Annotated in this window: 15 protein-coding genes; all 15 read left to right on the plus strand. The window is 62.4% G+C overall.

Annotated elements, in window-relative coordinates; genetic code table 11:
• Window positions 1-6: 6 nt before the first annotated feature.
• The 15 genes from rnc to QMK32_RS13760 all read left to right on the plus strand — a co-directional run bounded on the left by rnc (window position 7) and on the right by QMK32_RS13760 (window position 17,714).
• Window positions 7-834 (plus strand): ribonuclease III, encoded by an 828-nt coding sequence (gene rnc / locus QMK32_RS13690; RefSeq protein WP_283475561.1) that lies wholly within the window; start codon window positions 7-9, stop codon window positions 832-834.
• 10 nt (window positions 835-844) lie between these two features.
• Complete coding sequence (gene mutM / locus QMK32_RS13695; RefSeq protein ID WP_283475564.1) at window positions 845-1,711, plus strand: bifunctional DNA-formamidopyrimidine glycosylase/DNA-(apurinic or apyrimidinic site) lyase; 867 nt, start codon at window positions 845-847, stop codon at window positions 1,709-1,711.
• A 38-nt stretch (window positions 1,712-1,749) separates the two neighbouring features.
• Complete coding sequence (locus QMK32_RS13700; protein ID WP_186626777.1) at window positions 1,750-2,178, plus strand: OsmC family protein; 429 nt, start codon at window positions 1,750-1,752, stop codon at window positions 2,176-2,178.
• 67 nt (window positions 2,179-2,245) lie between these two features.
• The gene (locus QMK32_RS13705) at window positions 2,246-2,521 is read left to right on the plus strand and encodes an acylphosphatase (RefSeq protein ID WP_283475567.1); all 276 of its coding nucleotides are present in this window, start codon (window positions 2,246-2,248) and stop codon (window positions 2,519-2,521) included.
• A 76-nt stretch (window positions 2,522-2,597) separates the two neighbouring features.
• Window positions 2,598-6,326: a chromosome segregation protein SMC gene (gene smc, locus QMK32_RS13710; RefSeq protein ID WP_283475569.1), complete on the plus strand. Its 3,729-nt coding sequence runs from the start codon at window positions 2,598-2,600 to the stop codon at window positions 6,324-6,326.
• A 76-nt stretch (window positions 6,327-6,402) separates the two neighbouring features.
• Window positions 6,403-7,719: a signal recognition particle-docking protein FtsY gene (gene ftsY, locus QMK32_RS13715; RefSeq protein ID WP_283475571.1), complete on the plus strand. Its 1,317-nt coding sequence runs from the start codon at window positions 6,403-6,405 to the stop codon at window positions 7,717-7,719.
• A 303-nt stretch (window positions 7,720-8,022) separates the two neighbouring features.
• Complete coding sequence (locus QMK32_RS13720) at window positions 8,023-9,282, plus strand: ammonium transporter (protein ID WP_269303753.1); 1,260 nt, start codon at window positions 8,023-8,025, stop codon at window positions 9,280-9,282.
• Between the two features lie 74 nt (window positions 9,283-9,356).
• Complete coding sequence (locus QMK32_RS13725) at window positions 9,357-9,695, plus strand: P-II family nitrogen regulator (RefSeq protein WP_019664269.1); 339 nt, start codon at window positions 9,357-9,359, stop codon at window positions 9,693-9,695.
• Window positions 9,685-12,246, plus strand: a complete 2,562-nt coding sequence (locus QMK32_RS13730) for a [protein-PII] uridylyltransferase (RefSeq protein ID WP_283475580.1) — start codon at window positions 9,685-9,687, stop codon at window positions 12,244-12,246. Before QMK32_RS13725 ends, QMK32_RS13730 begins: the two co-directional genes overlap by 11 nt.
• Before the next feature lie 184 nt (window positions 12,247-12,430).
• A complete protein-coding gene (locus tag QMK32_RS13735; RefSeq protein WP_283475581.1) occupies window positions 12,431-13,246 on the plus strand; it encodes a M23 family metallopeptidase in 816 nt (271 codons plus the stop codon).
• 136 nt (window positions 13,247-13,382) lie between these two features.
• Window positions 13,383-14,939 (plus strand): signal recognition particle protein, encoded by a 1,557-nt coding sequence (gene ffh, locus QMK32_RS13740; protein ID WP_283475583.1) that lies wholly within the window; start codon window positions 13,383-13,385, stop codon window positions 14,937-14,939.
• A 6-nt stretch (window positions 14,940-14,945) separates the two neighbouring features.
• Window positions 14,946-16,028: an amidohydrolase family protein gene (locus tag QMK32_RS13745; RefSeq protein ID WP_283475585.1), complete on the plus strand. Its 1,083-nt coding sequence runs from the start codon at window positions 14,946-14,948 to the stop codon at window positions 16,026-16,028.
• A complete protein-coding gene (locus QMK32_RS13750) occupies window positions 16,025-16,855 on the plus strand; it encodes a CPBP family intramembrane glutamic endopeptidase (RefSeq protein ID WP_283475586.1) in 831 nt (276 codons plus the stop codon). Before QMK32_RS13745 ends, QMK32_RS13750 begins: the two co-directional genes overlap by 4 nt.
• Window positions 16,856-16,983: 128 nt before the next feature.
• Window positions 16,984-17,475, plus strand: coding sequence for a 30S ribosomal protein S16 (gene rpsP / locus QMK32_RS13755; protein ID WP_283475588.1), 492 nt, complete (start codon window positions 16,984-16,986; stop codon window positions 17,473-17,475).
• Window positions 17,472-17,714: an RNA-binding protein gene (locus tag QMK32_RS13760; protein ID WP_003939023.1), complete on the plus strand. Its 243-nt coding sequence runs from the start codon at window positions 17,472-17,474 to the stop codon at window positions 17,712-17,714. The genes rpsP and QMK32_RS13760 overlap by 4 nt, the downstream gene beginning before the upstream one ends.
• Window positions 17,715-17,718 lie beyond the last annotated feature (4 nt).

Consider the following 17,718-nt stretch of genomic DNA (forward strand, 5'->3'; position numbering starts at 1 on the left):
CAGCACATGACATCGAAGAGCAGTTCTACTCACCTGAACCGCTCGACAGCCGACAGCGGCGGGGACGACCGAGAGTCGCTCCTCGCCGCTCTTGGCGTCGTACTTGCTGAACCGCTGTTGACTCTGGCATTGACCCATCGGTCGTACGCGTACGAGCGTGGTGGTCTGCCGACCAACGAGCGGTTGGAATTCCTGGGTGATTCGGTTCTCGGTTTGACCGTGACCGAAGAGCTCTACACCGCACATCCGGAGAAATCCGAAGGCGAGCTGGCAAAGATTCGGGCCAGCGTCGTGAACATGCATGCTTTGGCCGAGGTAGCACGCGAACTCGGCGAAGGCGGTCTCGGCCGTCATCTGTTGCTCGGCAAGGGTGAAGAACAGACCGGTGGTCGTGACAAGCCCAGCATTCTGGCCGATGGCATGGAGTCCCTCTTGGGCGCGATTCACCTCCAGCATGGGATAGAGGTCGCACGTCGTGTCGTCCTGACTCTGTTCGCACGCCTACTCGACCGAGCGCCGCGCTTGGGCGCCGGCCTGGACTGGAAGACCAGTCTTCAAGAACTGACGGCTGTGAAATCGCTCGGCGTGCCCGTATACGAAATCTCCTCCACCGGACCAGACCATGACAAAGAATTCACCGCCACCGTCGTCATCGGCGGAAGGCCACTCGGTGTAGGGGTCGGCCGGTCCAAGAAAGAAGCCGAGCAGAAGGCTGCGAGTACCGCCTGGAACGACATCTCCGACGGAAACGAGAGCTCTGTCGACGTCGAGCCCCCCGCCGGCGCAGTCGAACCGTCTGCCACCGACATCGCTACCGCTCCGCACGTGGAGTAGCGGACACCCGATGCCCGAGTTACCCGAGGTCGAAGTAGTGCGCCTCGGCCTCGAATCGCACGTCGTCAACACAACCATCGAATCGGTGGAGGTCCTGCACCCTCGCGCGGTCCGGCGTCACTTTGCTGGTGCACGAGACCTGGAAGCTCAGCTACGAGGCCGCCGTATCGTGTCGGCAGAGCGTCGCGGCAAGTATCTGTGGCTGCCGCTAGATGCGCATGACGATGCGATAGTCGTGCACTTGGGAATGAGCGGCCAGATGCTGGTGCAGCCACCGTCGGTGCCGCCAGAAAAGCACCTCCGCATACGTGTAGGGCTCGACAACGGAGCCGAACTTCGATTCGTCGATCAACGAACTTTCGGTGGTTGGGCTATCGCGCACCTCGAATCTGTCGACGGGTCTGTTGTTCCGGAGTCCGTGGCGCACATCGCACGAGACCCGGTGGATCCATTATTCGATGCGGAATCCGTCGTGAACGTGTTGCGGGGCAAGCACACCGAGATCAAGCGCGCCATACTGGACCAAACGGTGCTGTCGGGCGTGGGCAACATCTACGCCGACGAGGCACTGTGGCGTGCCAAGATTCACGGCAACCGAATTGCAGAGACCTTGTCCAGGCCAGTTCTACGCAGACTGTTGACCTCGGTTCACGCAGTGATGGGTGAGGCTCTCGCGCAAGGCGGCACATCCTTCGACGCGCTGTATGTCAATGTCAACGGCGAGTCGGGATACTTCGATCGGTCGTTGGATGCGTACGGCCAAGAGGGGCTGCCATGTTCGCGTTGTGGTACCCCGATCCGGCGTGAGAAGTTCATGAACAGATCGTCGTACAGCTGTCCTACCTGCCAGCCGCGACCTCGAAATACGCGGACCTGACGCTGCCCTGACTGCCAGTCACTCTAGAATCGACTCTCATGGCTGATGAGAGCACACCGACGGCACTGTGGGTCGAACGGACGGGGACGCGTCGATACACCGGAATGAGCTCGCGAGGAGCCGAGGTGTTGATCGGTTCAGAATCGGTCGACGGGGTCTTCACCCCTGGCGAGTTGCTCAAGATCGCGCTCGCGGCATGCACCGGGATGAGTTCGGATCTCCCGTTGTCGCGCCGCCTCGGTGACAATTACGACTCGAAGGTGACGGTGTCGGGCTCTGCCGATCGCGAGAACGAGCGCTACCCGGAGTTGCGTGAGGTACTCGCGGTCGATCTCAGCGAGCTCGACCCCGACGCGCAGCAGCGATTGCTGATCGTCGTCGAGCGCGCGATCGACAAGGTGTGCACCGTCGGACGCACATTGAAAGCAGGCGCTGAAGTATCACTCGAAATAGACGTGGACGGTTGATGATGGGGATCCCTACGTCGATGGCGATCGGCTCGCTCCACAGAACGGTCCCAAAGTCGACCTCCTCGTGAGTGAGATCCGGTTGACCGCCTGGGTGCACGGTTCGGTGCAAGGCGTCGGGTTCCGGTGGTGGACCCGTTCCCGAGCCCTCGAACTCGGACTGGTCGGCCATGCGACGAACAGCGCGGACGGTCGAGTGCTCGTCATCGCCGAGGGAGCACGAGAAAGCGTCGGGCGCCTCCTCGAACTGCTTCGCGGGGGAGATACACCGGGCGTGGTAACCCTCGTCGTGGAGAGCTGGGACAGGCCGCGTGGTGGGCTCAGCGGTTTCGTCGAGCGGTGATGAAGAGACGTCATCGGACCGTGGCGCTCCAGATCGCGTACGCGCAGGTGGGGTACACCCGGTACTCTGAAACGCCATGCATCTCAAGAGTCTGACGCTCAAGGGCTTCAAGTCCTTTGCTTCGTCGACGACTCTTCGTTTCGAGCCAGGTATTACCTGCGTCGTCGGGCCCAACGGGTCGGGGAAGTCCAACGTCGTGGATGCTCTCACCTGGGTCATGGGGGAGCAGGGAGCGAAGGCTCTACGTGGCGGCAAGATGGAAGATGTCATTTTTGCGGGCACCTCGGGACGTGCCCCGCTCGGGCGTGCGGAAGTGACGCTCACGATCGACAACTCCGACGGTGCGTTGCCCATCGACTACTCCGAGGTGTCGATCACCAGGCGAATGTTTCGTGATGGCGCAGGCGAATACGAGATCAACGGAGCCTCGTGTCGGTTGATGGACGTCCAGGAATTGCTGAGCGATTCCGGCATCGGCCGCGAAATGCACGTCATCGTCGGGCAGGGGCGGCTCGCTGCGATCCTCGAGTCCAGACCGGAAGATCGACGAGCCTTCATCGAAGAGGCTGCTGGCGTTCTCAAACACCGTAAGCGCCGAGAGAAGGCTGTCCGCAAGCTCGACGCCATGCAGGCGAACCTGGCCCGATTGACCGACCTGACCACCGAGCTCCGACGTCAACTCAAGCCACTCGGTCGTCAAGCCGAGGTCGCTCGTCGCGCGCAGACGGTCCAAGCGGATCTGCGCGACGCCCGGCTGCGTATCGCGGCCGACGACTTGGTCGGCCGACGCGCAGAGTTTGCCAACCAGACTCAAGACGAAGCTGCGGCCCGCGAGCATTACGCGACTGTCCAGGACACGCTCGAGGCAGGCAATGTCGCACTCGGAGAGCTCGAACAGTCGGTTGCACGGTTGACTCCGAGCGCGGAGGCCGCCGGGCAAACCTGGTTTCAGTTGTCCGCACTCGCCGAACGAGTCAACGCCACCATCAGAATCGCGAAAGAGCGTGCACGTCATCTCGATTCGGCGTCGTCGACGGGGCGTGGTCAAGACCCGGACGAACTGGAAGCTCAGGCCGATCGTGTCGCCGAAGAGGAATTGGAACTCGTCGAGGCCGTCGAGATCGCACGCGAGTCTCTCGAGGCTGCACGAGAACAGTTGGCCGAACGTGAGGCTTCGGCTTTCGAGGCGGAACGCGCTCATATGGCTGCGGTGCGTGCGGTCGCCGATCGCCGAGAAGGATTCGCCCGGCTTTCCGGACAGGTCGACACCTACCGAACCAAGGCTGATTCCACCGATGCAGAGGTTGCTCGGCTGTCGGTGGCTATCGACGAGGCTCGTGAGCGCGGAGACATCGCGCAAATAGAATTCGAGAGCGTTCAAGACCAGATAAGCGGGCTCGATGCCAGCGAATTGAGTCTCGACACGCAATACGAGCGAGCCGTGATGGCGCTCCGAAGCGCGGACGCGCGCGTGACCGAATTGCAGAACGAGGACCGTGTTGCAGGGAAGAAGGTCGCCTCGTATCAGGCTCGAATCGAAGCCCTGAAGATGGGACTCGAACGCAAGGACGGAGCCGGTTGGCTCATCGAGAACTCTCAGCCTGGCCTGTCCGGTGTACTTGCGGACCGCATCAGCGTGGAAACGGGCTTCGAGGTGGCGGTGGCGGTGGCATTGGGCCCCGTAGCCGACGCCGCTCACGCCGAATCGTTCAGGAGTGCACTCGATGCAGTTCTGGCACTGCGTGATGCGGACGGTGGGCGTGCCGCCGTCGTCTTCGGCGATGTCACGCCTTTCGTGAATCGGCGCACCGTCCAGTTGCCACATGGCGCCAGGTGGGCGCTCGATGTGATCCAGTTCCCCGATGCGCTTTCCGGTTCGATGACTGCGTTGCTCAGCGGCATCGTAGTCGTCGAATCTCTCGATGACGCCGCGTCATTGGTGCAGTCGTCACCTGGAGTCAGGGCAGTGACGAAGGCCGGGGATCTTCTCGACACAGGATGGGTGACGGGCGGCTCGGACAGGCGGCCGAGCACCATCGAGGTGCAGTCGGCGATCGATACCTCGACAGTCGAACTCGAGGCCGCAGAACGACATTCGGCCGAACTCGAGGCTGCATTGTCCGGAGCGCTCGCCGAGCAATCCGATCGCCGTGAATCCGCCGAACAAGCGCTGGCCGCGCTCAACGAGTCCGATGCGGCGATTGCCGCGGTCTACGAGCAGCTCGGTCGCCTCGGGCAGCTGGCGCGATCGGCACACGCAGAATCCTCGCGCTTGACCGAGCAACGAAACCGAGCCGAAACCGGTCGTGAGGAGGCTCTGGCTGCGTTGGCTGAGCTCGAGGAGCGGCTCAGGCTGGCCGAGGACGAGCAGGCCGGGACCGACAGTGGATCCGATTCGGGTGAATCGATCATGGCGCGTGAAATGGCTGCCGCCGCATTGTCCGAGGTTCGATCCGTCGAGGTCGACGCACGTCTGAATGTCCGCACAGCCGAGGAGCGGGCGCAGTCCGTTCGAGGTCGCGCGGACTCGATGCGTCGAGCTGCGCGCGTGGAACGTGAGGCTCGAGCACGGGCCGAACGGGAGTTGATCGGGCGTCGGCACGCTGCAGCGGTCGCGCAGGCGGTCGCGTCCGCCGGCGATCGCGTAGCCGAACGGCTCGCCGGCGTCGTCGCTGCCGCTTCCACTCGTCGCGACGAGCTTGCTGCCCAGCGTGCCACTGCTACAACCGAATTGGACCGGGTCAAGGAACAGGTACGAGCTCTCCAAGCCCAGCTCGCGTCGATCACCGACGCGGTTCACCGCGATGAAATTGCTCGCGCGCAGGCAGCGCTCAGAATCGAGCAGCTCGAGGCGACGATCCTCGAACAGCACGGAATCGGGCTCGATGATCTGATCGCCGAATATGGACCGGAGGTGAGCCTGCCACCGACGGAACTCGAGATGAGTGAATACGAGGCCGCCAAGGAACGCGGAGAGCAGGTGGTGGCACCCGCCCCGATGCCGTTCGACCGGGTGTCTCAGGAAAAACGGGCGAAGCGAGCCGAACGGGACTTGGCGACCCTCGGAAAGGTGAACCCCCTCGCGCTCGAAGAATTCGCTGCGCTCGAAGAGCGATACAATTTCCTCTCCACACAACTGGAGGACGTCAAGTCCGCCCGCAAGGACCTGCTCGAGGTGGTCGCCGATGTCGACGAGAGAATCCTGCAGGTCTTCACCGAAGCCTGGTTCGACGTCGAACGCGAGTTCACCCAGGTGTTCGCCAAGTTGTTCCCAGGTGGAGAGGGGAAACTGATCCTCACCGAACCCGGGAACATGCTCACCACAGGTATCGAGGTCGAAGCCCGTCCACCAGGAAAGAAGGTCAAGCGACTGTCCCTGCTGTCCGGCGGCGAGAAGTCCTTGACGGCCGTAGCGATGCTTGTTGCTATTTTCCGAGCGCGACCATCTCCGTTCTACGTGATGGACGAGGTCGAAGCGGCACTGGACGATACGAACCTCCGACGTCTGATCGGGTTGTTCGAGCAACTTCGCGAGAAATCGCAGCTGATCGTCATCACCCACCAGAAGCCGACGATGGAGGTTGCCGACGCATTGTACGGAGTATCGATGCGCGGCGACGGCATCACGACGGTGATTTCGCAACGCCTCAACCGCAACCGCGTCGAGACGATCGGTAGCGTAACGGCCTCCGATGTAAGCGAGGCGGATCTCCTGGAAGCACCAGTCCCAGATGACCGTGTCCGCGAAGATTCTGCGCCGGCGGACGACGTTTCTGTGCCGGAAGGCTCTGCGTCACCGAACTGAGTTCTCGTGATGCGCTGTGCACTTGCCTGCCAGGGTGCCGGTTGGGTGGCGAAGACGTTCCTGACAGGATGGACGCGTGAGTAGCGAAGCATGGATCATCGTCGCGGCCGTTCTGGCCATCCTGGCCGTGGGGCTCGTAGTCGGACTCGTGGTGTCGCGTCGTCGGCGAATATCGCTCATCTCTCCGGAGACGCCGAAGATCGAGGAGGGCGAGAAAGACAAGTCGGGCGGATACAAGGCCGGTGGGGGATTCTCGTTCAGCCAGGGAAGCTCGGTTGCCGAGCCGGATCTCGCGCCGAAACCGCAGCCCGAGCCGCTACCCGAGCCTTCTCTGGAACCTGAGCCTTCTCTGGAACCTGAGCCTTCTCTGGAGCCTCAGCCGTCTCCGGAACCTGAGCCATCCCCGGAACCCGAGCCGGCGCTTGCTCTCGATTCCGATCAGGTATCCGCCGCGCAGGTTCTCGACGAGATTGCTCCTACCGATGGGCGGTTGGATCGCCTACGCGGTCGACTCTCTCGCTCGCAGTCCGCAATCGGTAAGAGCTTGTTGGGAATCCTCGGCGGCGGCGACCTCGATGAGGATTCGTGGGAAGAAGTCGAGGACACACTGCTGATCGCAGACCTCGGTTCGTCCACGACCAACGAGATCATGACCTCGCTGCGCGAGCAGATGGCGTCGCGGAGCATCCGCACCGAGGCCGACGCCCGAGCGTTGCTGCGAGAGATTCTCGTCAAGCAGTTGCATCCGGAGTTCGATCGGTCGATCAGAGCGCTGCCGCATGAGGGCACACCTGCTGTGCTACTTGTCGTCGGTGTGAACGGGACGGGCAAGACGACCACGACCGGCAAGTTGGCGCGCGTGCTCGTTGCGGACGGGCGTCGTGTCCTGTTGGGTGCCGCGGATACGTTCCGTGCCGCTGCGGCGGATCAATTGCAGACGTGGGCCGAGCGTGTGGGTGCCGACGTCGTTCGCGGCAAGGACGGCGCCGATCCGGCTGCCGTTGCCTTCGACGCAGTGACGCGAGGTATCGAGCTGGGAGTAGATGTCGTTCTTGTCGACACCGCCGGACGTCTCCATACGAAGTCCGGATTGATGGACGAACTCGGCAAGGTCAAGCGGGTAATCGAGAAGCGAGCGCACGTCGACGACGTGTTGCTTGTCCTGGATGCGACCGTGGGGCAGAACGGTCTGATGCAGGCACGCGTATTCGCCGAGGTAGTGAACATCACCGGGGTGGTCTTGACCAAGCTCGACGGCACTGCCAAGGGTGGCATCGTCTTCCAGGTGCAGCGTGAACTCGGAGTGCCGGTCAAGCTCGTCGGACTCGGGGAAGGCGCCGACGATTTGGCTCCTTTCGAGCCCGAGGCCTTCGTCGACGCGTTGCTCGGCTGACCGGATCGGCTCGGTCGATGTCTGCCCGGAGTACGTCGGGCGGTAAGTAGTCGGCCGAAATCGGTGGTTCTTCTGAAAATTCAGTGGTTCTTCGGAATTCGATGAAAACCACAAACGCCTGCACGAAATGTTATTGCAACAGTTTTGGTCCATCCGTTCACACGAGCGAAACACCAGAGTGTCATGGATGAAACTTCGTGAAACCACTCTTTCTCTCAGACGGCGCATCATCCGGTGCGCACGAGAAGGAGGGTGTACGTGAGTCCCGAGGAATTGTTGGCCAACTCCGGCAATGCTGCCTGGATGCTGACAGCAGCATCGTTGGTGCTGCTGATGACGCCAGGTCTGGCGTTTTTTTATGGTGGTATGTCGCAGCAGAAATCCGTACTCAACATGATGATGATGTCGTTCGGGGCAATGTTCGTCGTCGCGCTCGTCTACGTCCTGTGGGGATGGTCGATGTCGTATGGAACCGAGAACATCGGCGGGGTGTTCGCGAACCCCTTCGAGTTCTTCGGTTTGAAGGATTCGATCACCGATGCGGACGGAAACTTCCTTGCCGGCGCCTGGGGCTACCCGAACGTCGTCGACATTGCCTTCCAGGTGACATTCGCGATCATCACGGTCGCACTCATCAGCGGCTCGCTCGCTGGACGCGTCAAGTACGGCACCTGGCTGGTGTTCGCGGGCGTCTGGGTCACCCTGGCTTACTTCCCCCTCGCACACATGGTGTGGGGCGGCGGATTGCTCTCCGGTTCGGAGGACGGCTTCGCAGCGAAGATCTTCGGTACGACCGACGACGGCGACGGTGGGCTCGTTGCGGCTGTCCCGCCGATCGACTTCGCTGGTGGCACCGTGGTCCACATCAACGCAGGAATTGCCGGTCTGATTCTGGCGCTCATCATCGGCAAGCGCGCAGGATTCGGTCGAGTTGCGTTCCGACCGCACAACCTCCCGTTCGTCATGCTCGGTGCGGCTCTGCTGTGGTTCGGTTGGTTCGGTTTCAATGCGGGCTCCGCCTTCGCTGCTGACGGGTTCGCGGGTCTGGCCTGGGTCAACACGACTACTGCTGCGGCAGCTGCGATCGCAGGCTGGCTCGTCGTGGAACGTATCCGCGACGGCCATGCCACCAGCCTCGGTGCTGCTTCGGGCATCGTCGCAGGTTTGGTCGCCATCACACCCGCTGCAGGCGCCCTGACCCCGATCGGATCGATCTTCCTCGGCGTCGTCGCCGGAGCGCTCTCCGCTCTGGCCGTCGGCCTCAAATTCAAGTTCGGCTACGACGACTCGCTGGACGTCGTCGGTGTCCACCTCGTGTCGGGTCTGTGGGGCACCATCGGAATCGGTTTCTTCGCGTCCGAGACCGGGCTGTTCTACGGTGGCGACTACAAGCAGTTGGTCGTCCAGACGGTCATCGCTCTGTCTGCTGTGATCTTCACCGGTGTCGTCACTGCGATCATCGCGTTTGCGCTCAAGCCACTCGGCTGGCGTGTGTCGGATGAAGGCGAAGCCAAGGGCATCGACGAAGCTGAGCACGCTGAGACTGCGTACGACTTCGCTTGACAGGGTAAAGATAGGGGGCGAGAAGTCGCTCCGAATACAACCGAGCATTCGTGAGCTTGTGAAGGGAAGCACAAATGAAGCTGATCACGGCAATCGTCAAACCGTTCACCTTGGAGGACGTCAAGACAGGCCTCGAACAAGCCGGCGTGCTAGGCATGACGGTCAGTGAAGTGCAGGGCTATGGACGTCAGAAGGGCCACACCGAGGTCTACCGTGGTGCCGAATATTCCGTCGACTTCGTTCCGAAGGTGCGCGTGGAGGTCGTCGTCGACGACGCCGCAGTGGAGAAGGTCGTGGAAGTAATCGTCGAAGCTGCTCGTACCGGCAAGATCGGTGACGGCAAAGTATGGGTTTCGCCGGTCGACTCGGTCATCCGAGTACGTACCGGTGAACGTGGCGCCGATGCACTCTGACCCCAACGGGTCGCGGGCAGGGGGCCCCGATTCTGGAGCGAAAGCGACAGGGTCGGGGCCTTCGGTCTCGAAGGGCCCGACCGTCTCGAAGGGCATGGTCTCGAAGAGCAACGTGTCGACGAGCACCAGCGATGCAGCCGCAGATCTGGTGCGAGCCAGAAAACAGCTGCTCGACGACGGAAGCCGGAACCGTCGTCTCGACGCGCCTTCGCTTCGACAAGCTTTGGTCGATCTGCACGAGTTCTGGCTGACCACCAAGGGCGCCGAGCTCGGTATCAAACCGGATTCCGGATTCGCAATCGTTGCGGTGGGCGGATTGGCGCGTCGCGAAATGTTGCCCTATTCCGATCTCGATTTGATTCTTCTTCATGACGACATGCCGGCCGAGCTCGTCGCCGATGTGGCGGACAAGCTCTGGTATCCGTTGTGGGACGCCCACATCAAGCTCGATCACAGCGTCCGTACCGTTCCGCAGGCACTGCAGGTTGCAGCGTCGGATCTGACTGCTGCTCTCGGAATGCTCGAAGCGCGGCACATCGCAGGCGATGTCGAATTGAGCAATTTGCTGATCGGTGGTGTTCGGCGAGAATGGCGGACGAATATCCGTTCTCGCTTCGAAGAGCTGATCACTCAAACCCGGTCTCGTTGGGCCCGCAGTGGAGAGATCGCCCATCGTGCCGAGCCCGAACTCAAGAGTGGCCGCGGAGGATTGCGCGACGTTCAACTACTCGATGCGCTGTCCATTGCACAACTCACCGACGGTATGCCGGGGCTCGGGCCGGAGTCACCGGGTGGCGGACTTGCCTTCGCGCATGGCCGTTTGCTCGATGTCCGGACCGAATTGCACCGAGTTGCAGGCCGAGCACGCGATCAGCTTCGGGCGCAGGACGCCGACGAGATCGGTGCGGCATTGCGCATCGGCGACAGATTCGATCTCGCTAGGGTACTTAGCGATTCGGCTCGCACCATCAGCTATTCGGTGGATGTCGGCCTCCGTACCGCCGGCAATTCCCTTCCTCGTCGCGGGTTGTCCCGCCTCCGGCGTGTTCCGGTTCGGCGCCCGCTCGACGAGGGTGTCGTCGAACATGCCGGTGAAGTAGTACTCGCGCGTGACGCTCGTCCGAACAAGGATCCCGGGCTGATAATGCGGGTGGCCGCTGCCTCCGCGCAGACGGCTATGCCGATGTCGGCCTCGACGTTGAATCGCTTGTCCGAAAGCGCACCCGAGCTACGCGAACCGTGGCCGAAGGAAGCGCTCAACGACCTGTTGGTGCTGCTCGGGTCAGGACGCCGATCGATCGCCGCGATCGAGGCGCTCGACCGGACCGGCCTGTGGGGTCGGTTGATTCCGGAATGGGGAGCCGTTCGTGATCTGCCGCCGCGCGATGCGGTGCACACGTGGACGGTCGACCGACATCTTGTGGAAACCGCTGCGTACGCAAGTGCTTTGACGACACGTGTGGCCCGACCGGACCTGCTCGTCCTCGGAGCTTTGATCCACGACATCGGGAAGGGAAGGGGCGGAGACCACAGCGTGGTCGGCGCTGAGCTCGCGGCACAGATCGGGAACCGGTTGGGGCTGTGGCCTTCCGACGTCACGCTGCTGAGAAAAATGGTGCTTCATCACCTGCTGCTTCCGGACACCGCGACTCGACGCGACCTCGACGACCCGGCCACTGTGGAGAAGGTCGTGCAGACGCTTGGATCGGACACTGTCCTTCTGGAGCTGCTGCACGCTCTCGCCGAAGCCGACTCGTTGGCGACCGGACCTGGCGTGTGGGGTGATTGGAAGGCCTCGCTCATCCGCGAACTGGTTCGACGATGTCGCTTGGTCATGGCGGGGGAGAGCTTGCCGACCGCTGACCCGCTCGATCCCGCCCACATCGCTCTGGCGGAGAAGGGCGGAGTTCACGTCGATCTGCAGCCGACCGAGGGCTCGCACACGTTCGTGGTAACCGTGATCGCTCCGGACCATCCTGGCTTGCTGTCCGACGCAGCCGGCGTCTTGGCACTGCAATCGCTGCGAGTGCTGTCGGCGTCGCTCGGGAGTCATGAGGGGACCGCGGTGAATTCTTTTGCGGTCGCACCGCTGTTCGGCGCGCCGCCTCAGGCCGGTCTGTTGCGTCAAGAAATCATTCGAGCGCAGTCCGGGGAACTCGACTTACTCGGCATGCTCGACGCGAAGGAACGTGATGCTCGGCCAGTGAACCTGGACGGCGAAGTCGATGCGGCGGTACCAGTTCTGTATGCGCAGGCACCCCCGAGAGTCCTGTGGTTCGACGGGACCGAGCCTGGCCAGGTAGTGCTCGAATTGCGAGCCGAGGATCGACTGGGCTTGCTTTGTCGCTTGGCCAGTGCGCTCGAACGCTGCGGAGCACACGTCCGGTGGGCGAGAGTGACGACATTGGGCACGGCGGTCATCGATGCGTTCTGCATCGATCTGGCCGGATCGGACAGCCGTGATACTCGGGAAGAGATCGAGCGTGCCGTGCTCGCGGTAGTTCTGGCCCCCGAACCACCGAAACCGACGGTGAAACCGGAGGGGACCTGAATGCTGGCTCGGGTGGTCAGAGACGAATACTCCAGAGAGTGGTGATATTTCATAAAGATTGGGTTACGGTCTGTGCGGGCGAGATCAATTTGTTATGTTTCACGCTATCGAATGAAAGTACGACTTCCGGTCGTTTCACGACGCTCGAGATTCATGCACGCCGACGACTGATGAGGTATTAACTGTGGGATCCCACCGGCGGTCGAACATATACGTTCCGATCGAGATGGATATCGATACACCGCGCGGGCGTCACAGGGCACACGTAGAGAAGAACGACGCCGGACTGCGTGCCGCGACGATCGTTCTGGCTACCGGCGCGATCGTGGCGGGAGCTGCACAGTTGGGGGCGGGTACCGCCGCCGCTGCCCCTGCGCCGCAAGCTCCGACGGCGGGAATGCCGTTCGAAATTCCGCAGAACCTCCTCCCTGGAGGCTTCGAGTTGCCGCCGGGTATCGAGATCCCGGAGAACATCGCGCTCCCGCAAGGACTTCAGCTTCCGGACACGTCGAACCTGCAGGGCTTCGGAATTCCTGACGTCGGAGCCGCAGCCCAAGATTTGATCAGGGGTCTCCAGCCCATTAAAGAGCGGGCTGTCCAGCCTGTATCCGGGGTTCTCACATCGAAATTCGGGTCGCGTTGGGGTGCGCACCACGGTGGTCTCGACATCGCTGCTCCAATCGGAACACCGATTTTGGCCGCGACCGACGGCCAGGTGACAGCTGCGGGACCGGCCTCCGGATTCGGTCTGTGGGTAAAGGTGCTGCACGAGGACGGCACCGAGACCGTCTACGGGCACATCAACGATTATTCGGTGACCCCCGGACAGCATGTGACGGCAGGTCAGCAGATCGCCACGGTAGGTAACCGCGGCGAATCCAGCGGCCCGCACCTGCATTTCGAGGTCCACGATCCGAGTGGTTTGAAGGTCGATCCCGCCGAGTGGCTCTCCATGCGTGGAGTCGCGGTCACATGGACCGACCCGGCACTCAACGCCTGATCTCGAAGGTCGTTTTCCGGCGTGCACAGCGCTGTAGAACCCTCGCCGACGACCTGGAGTAGTACCGGGCGTTAGTGTGGAGCCTGCTCTACACGACGTTCACGCCCCATTCGCAATCGGCTCAGGAGTGCAATCGGTGTTCGAATCCCTTTCCGACAGGTTGACCGGGACGCTCAAAGACCTCCGTGGCAAGGGGCGTCTGTCGCCTGCCGATATCGATGCCACCGCCCGCGAAATTCGACTTGCCCTGCTCGAAGCCGACGTGGCGCTTCCTGTGGTGCGCGAGTTCATCACGCGAATCAAGACGCGAGCCAAGGGTGCGGAGGTTTCGGGTGCGCTCAATCCTGCCCAGCAGGTCGTCAAGATCGTCAACGAAGAACTTGTCGGAATTCTCGGCGGTGAGACCCGTCGACTGACCTTCGCGAAGACACCTCCGACCGTCGTCATGCTGGCAGGCCTGCAGGGCTCCGGTAAGACCACGCTTGCAGGCAAGCTCGCCAAGTGGTTGAAGGATCAGGGGCACACGCCTCTTCTAGTCGCCTGCGATCTGCAGCGGCCGGGCGCGGTCAGTCAGCTTCAGATCGTCGGAGAACGCGCGGGCGCGACTGTATTCGCCCCGCACCCGGGCACGTCCATCGGAGGCGGGGAGAACGCGCTGGGAGTCTCTGCCGCCGATCCTGTCGAGGTTTCTCGCGCCGGTGTTGCCGAGGCCCGGAACAAGCAGTACGACATCGTCATCGTCGATACGGCCGGCCGGCTCGGCATCGATACCGAACTGATGAATCAGGCCGCGGGTATCCGAGATGCGGTCCAACCGGACGAAACTCTGTTCGTTCTCGATGCGATGGTCGGCCAGGACGCCGTGAGCACGGCGCAAGCTTTCCGCGACGGTGTCGGTTTCACCGGTGTCGTCCTGACCAAGCTCGACGGAGATGCGCGTGGCGGCGCTGCACTGAGTGTGCGCGAGGTAACCGGTGCCCCGATCATGTTCGCATCCACGGGTGAGAAGCTCGAAGACTTCGACGTGTTCCACCCCGACCGGATGGCCAGTCGGATTCTCGGAATGGGTGACGTCCTCAGCCTCATCGAGCAGGCGGAGCAGCATTTCGACGCGGAACAGGCCGAAGCGACCGCGAACAAGATCGGGTCGGGTCAGCTGACGCTGGACGACTTCCTCGAGCAGATGATGGCCGTTCGCAAAATGGGCCCGATCGGCAATTTGCTCGGCATGCTTCCCGGCGCCGGCCAGATGAAGGAACTGGCCAATGTGGATGAGAAGCAACTCGACCGCGTGCAGGCCATCATTCGGGGCATGACGCCACTCGAGCGCACCGACCCCAAGATCATCAATGCCTCCCGCAGACTGCGTATCGCCAACGGATCCGGTGTCAAGGTTTCCGACGTCAACCAACTCGTCGATCGCTTCTTCGAAGCGCGGAAGATGATGTCGGCCATGGCAGGTCGCATGGGGATGCCGGGCGCACGCAAGCAGGTCCGCAGTAAGAAGGGTAAAAAAGGCAAGAAGGGCGCTCGTGGCCCAACCCAGCCGAAGATCCGTGGCGGCTTCCCGGGTATGCCGGGTGGCATGCCCGCCGGCATGCCCGATCTGTCCGGAATGCCGCAGGGCCTCGATCAAATTCCGCCGGGTCTCGAAGGCATCGACCTGTCCCAGCTGAAGCTGCCCAAGAAGTAGACCGATATGGTCGGATTCAGAGTTCGTGGTCGGGTGCTGCCGTCCGAGGAACTCGTCGAACTGTGGATCGTCGATGGTCTCGTCTCGGTCGAACCGGTAGTGGGTGCGCAGACACTGTGCGAGGACGGCTGGATTCTCCCCGGACTCGTCGACGCGCACTGTCACGTCGGTATCAAGTACGGCGGCGGACACGAGGACCTTCCCGGCGCAGTCGAGCAGGCGAAGACCGAGCGTGATGTCGGTGCATTGTTGCTGCGTGATGCTGGATCGCCCATCGACACCAGAGAACTCGACGAGTACGAAGATCTGCCGCGGATAATTCGCGCTGGACGGCACATCGCCATGCCCAAGCGGTACATCCCGGGTTTGGCCGTCGATATCGAGGACGAATCACAACTGCCGGAAGCTGTTGCGCAGCAGGCGCGATCGGGTGACGGCTGGGTCAAGCTGGTCGGTGACTGGATCGACAGAAGCGTCGGGGATCTCAGCCCACTGTGGGACGAGGCGATCCTCGAGAAGGCAATCGATGCAGCGCACGCCGAAGGTGCGCGAGTCACCGCGCACGTGTTCGGCGAGGACGCGTTACCAGGTTTGATCGGGGCCGGGATCGACTGCATCGAGCACGGCACCGGGCTGACGGACGCGACGATCGAGCAAATGGTCGAGCACGGAACTGCCCTTGTTCCGACGCTGATCAACATCGAGACTTTTCCCGATATAGCGGCTTCGGCCGGCAAGTATCCGGTCTACGCGCGACACATGCGGGAACTTCACGGTCGAGTGGCGTCGACCGTCGGACGAGCACACGATGCCGGTATACCGATCTTTGCGGGGACCGATGCAGGCGGATCCATTCGGCATGGACGGATTGCCGACGAGGTGCACGCACTCGAACGCGTGGGAATGACCGCTACCGAAGCCCTGGGAGCTGCGTGCTGGGACGCTAGATCCTGGCTCGGGCGTCCCGGACTCGAGCACGGCGCATCCGCCGACCTGCTGATCTACACGACGGATCCACGCAGGGGGCCGGAGGTGCTGTCGGTGCCCGACGTCGTAGTGCTTCGTGGTGTGCCGATCGAACGAAGATGACCCGGCCGGGTCCGAGTGACCCCGAGGATCTTCCGCCAAGTTGGGCCGGCATGGCCTCGATGAACGCTGTTCATCATCAGAGCACCGGGTACTCGGATCGCTACTGGCGAGCCGAGTCGCTGGCTGCGAAACGCCGAGGCGGTCAGAGATGGGGAATTCCATCAGCGGCCGCCGTGCTCGCCCTCAACCTTGCAGGCTTCCTGGCTTTGCCGTGGTTGATCGACACCGACTCCTCTCCTGCCTACGTTCTGGCGATCATGATTCCCAGTGTCCTGGCTGCGAGCCTTGCATTCGTGATCACTGCGCGCCGAGGGAACGGCCCCGTCGTCGACTTCGGTCTGCCGGCCACGCTTTCCGAATGGGGAGCTCAGCTTCGATCCGGAATTGCCTGGGGTGCCGCTGCCTTGGCAGGTGGCCTGTTACTCGCGGTGCTTGTCCTGGCTCGTACCGACCTCGAGGATCGATCACCGCTCGGCAACCTGATCGGCATACCGATGCCCTGGAAAGTCGCGTTGGTGGCGTGGATCTGGATCGGCGCCCCGTTCTGCGAGGAAGTGATGTTCCGGGGGATGCTGTGGGGTGCGCTCGAACGGCGTACAGCGCCGATGAGGATGTCCTGGTTGGGAAACAGATGGGTCGTTCTGGTGGTCACGGCAGTCGTGTTCGCGCTGTGGCATCGCGAAGGATGGCGTTTTCTAGTGTTGGTGTGGGGCGGATTCGCTATCGGCATCGCCCGGATGCGAACCGGGTCGGTAGTGGCATCCACTACCGCTCACTCGGTGAACAACACCCTGCCGGCGCTGGCGATTCTCTCTCTGGCAGAATAGGCAGCTGTTCGCCCGTCCACCGGTTACGTACCGCACGGCGGTCACAACACCTCCATCGCAAAACCGGGTGCGCATCCCATACGCACCGCAGAATTGCGGCGTGACCAACTCGAAAGGCTCTATTTTTCATGGCTGTCAAGATCAAGCTCATGCGTATCGGCAAGATCCGCACCCCGCACTACCGCGTTGTCATCGCTGACTCTCGCACTCGCCGCAACGGCCGCGCTGTCGAGACCATCGGCAAGTACGAGCCCAAGCAGGACCCCAGCATCATCGACATCGATTCCGAGCGCGCGCAGTACTGGCTCGGCGTCGGCGCTATCCCCACCGAGCCCGTCGAAGCCCTGCTGAAGATCACCGGTGATTGGCAGAAGTTCAAGGGCCTTCCAGGCACCGAGGGCACGCTCCGCTTCGCTGAGGCAAAGCCCTCCAAGCTGGACCTCTTCAACGCTGCACTGGCTCAGGCCGACGCCGAGCCGCTCGGCGAAGCTACGACCGCCAAGAAGAAGAAGGCTCCGAAGGCCGACGAGGCTACAAAGTCCGATGAGACGGCCAAGGCCGACGATTCGGCTGCAGCCGAGACCGCAGAAGCTCCGGCCGCCGAGGCTGCTGAGAAGTGAGTGCCGTTGTCGCCGACGCCGTCGAACATCTTGTTCGTGGCATCGTCGCCAATCCTGACGACGTACGCGTCGAACTGATCACCGGACGTCGTGGGCGCACCGTGGAGGTTCACGTGCATCCAGACGATCTGGGTAAGGTCATCGGACGCGGCGGTCGGACGGCAACTGCGTTGCGTACCTTGGTCTCCGGAATCGGCGGTCGCGGCATTCGCGTCGACGTCGTCGATACCGATCAGTAGGTAA

This window comes from Rhodococcus sp. H29-C3, from assembly GCF_030063405.1.
GTDB lineage: Bacteria > Actinomycetota > Actinomycetes > Mycobacteriales > Mycobacteriaceae > Rhodococcoides.

Bases quoted from the DNA above. Each gene is read 5' to 3' on its own strand.
- rnc (WP_283475561.1), top strand. From the start codon at position 7: ATGACATCGAAGAGCAGTTCTACTCACCTGAACCGCTCGACAGCCGAC.
- mutM (WP_283475564.1), top strand. From the start codon at position 845: ATGCCCGAGTTACCCGAGGTCGAAGTAGTGCGCCTCGGCCTCGAATCG.
- QMK32_RS13700 (WP_186626777.1), top strand. From the start codon at position 1,750: ATGGCTGATGAGAGCACACCGACGGCACTGTGGGTCGAACGGACGGGG.
- smc (WP_283475569.1), top strand. From the start codon at position 2,598: ATGCATCTCAAGAGTCTGACGCTCAAGGGCTTCAAGTCCTTTGCTTCG.
- QMK32_RS13720 (WP_269303753.1), top strand. From the start codon at position 8,023: ATGCTGACAGCAGCATCGTTGGTGCTGCTGATGACGCCAGGTCTGGCG.
- QMK32_RS13725 (WP_019664269.1), top strand. From the start codon at position 9,357: ATGAAGCTGATCACGGCAATCGTCAAACCGTTCACCTTGGAGGACGTC.
- QMK32_RS13730 (WP_283475580.1), top strand. From the start codon at position 9,685: ATGCACTCTGACCCCAACGGGTCGCGGGCAGGGGGCCCCGATTCTGGA.
- QMK32_RS13745 (WP_283475585.1), top strand. From the start codon at position 14,946: ATGGTCGGATTCAGAGTTCGTGGTCGGGTGCTGCCGTCCGAGGAACTC.
- QMK32_RS13750 (WP_283475586.1), top strand. From the start codon at position 16,025: ATGACCCGGCCGGGTCCGAGTGACCCCGAGGATCTTCCGCCAAGTTGG.
- rpsP (WP_283475588.1), top strand. From the start codon at position 16,984: ATGGCTGTCAAGATCAAGCTCATGCGTATCGGCAAGATCCGCACCCCG.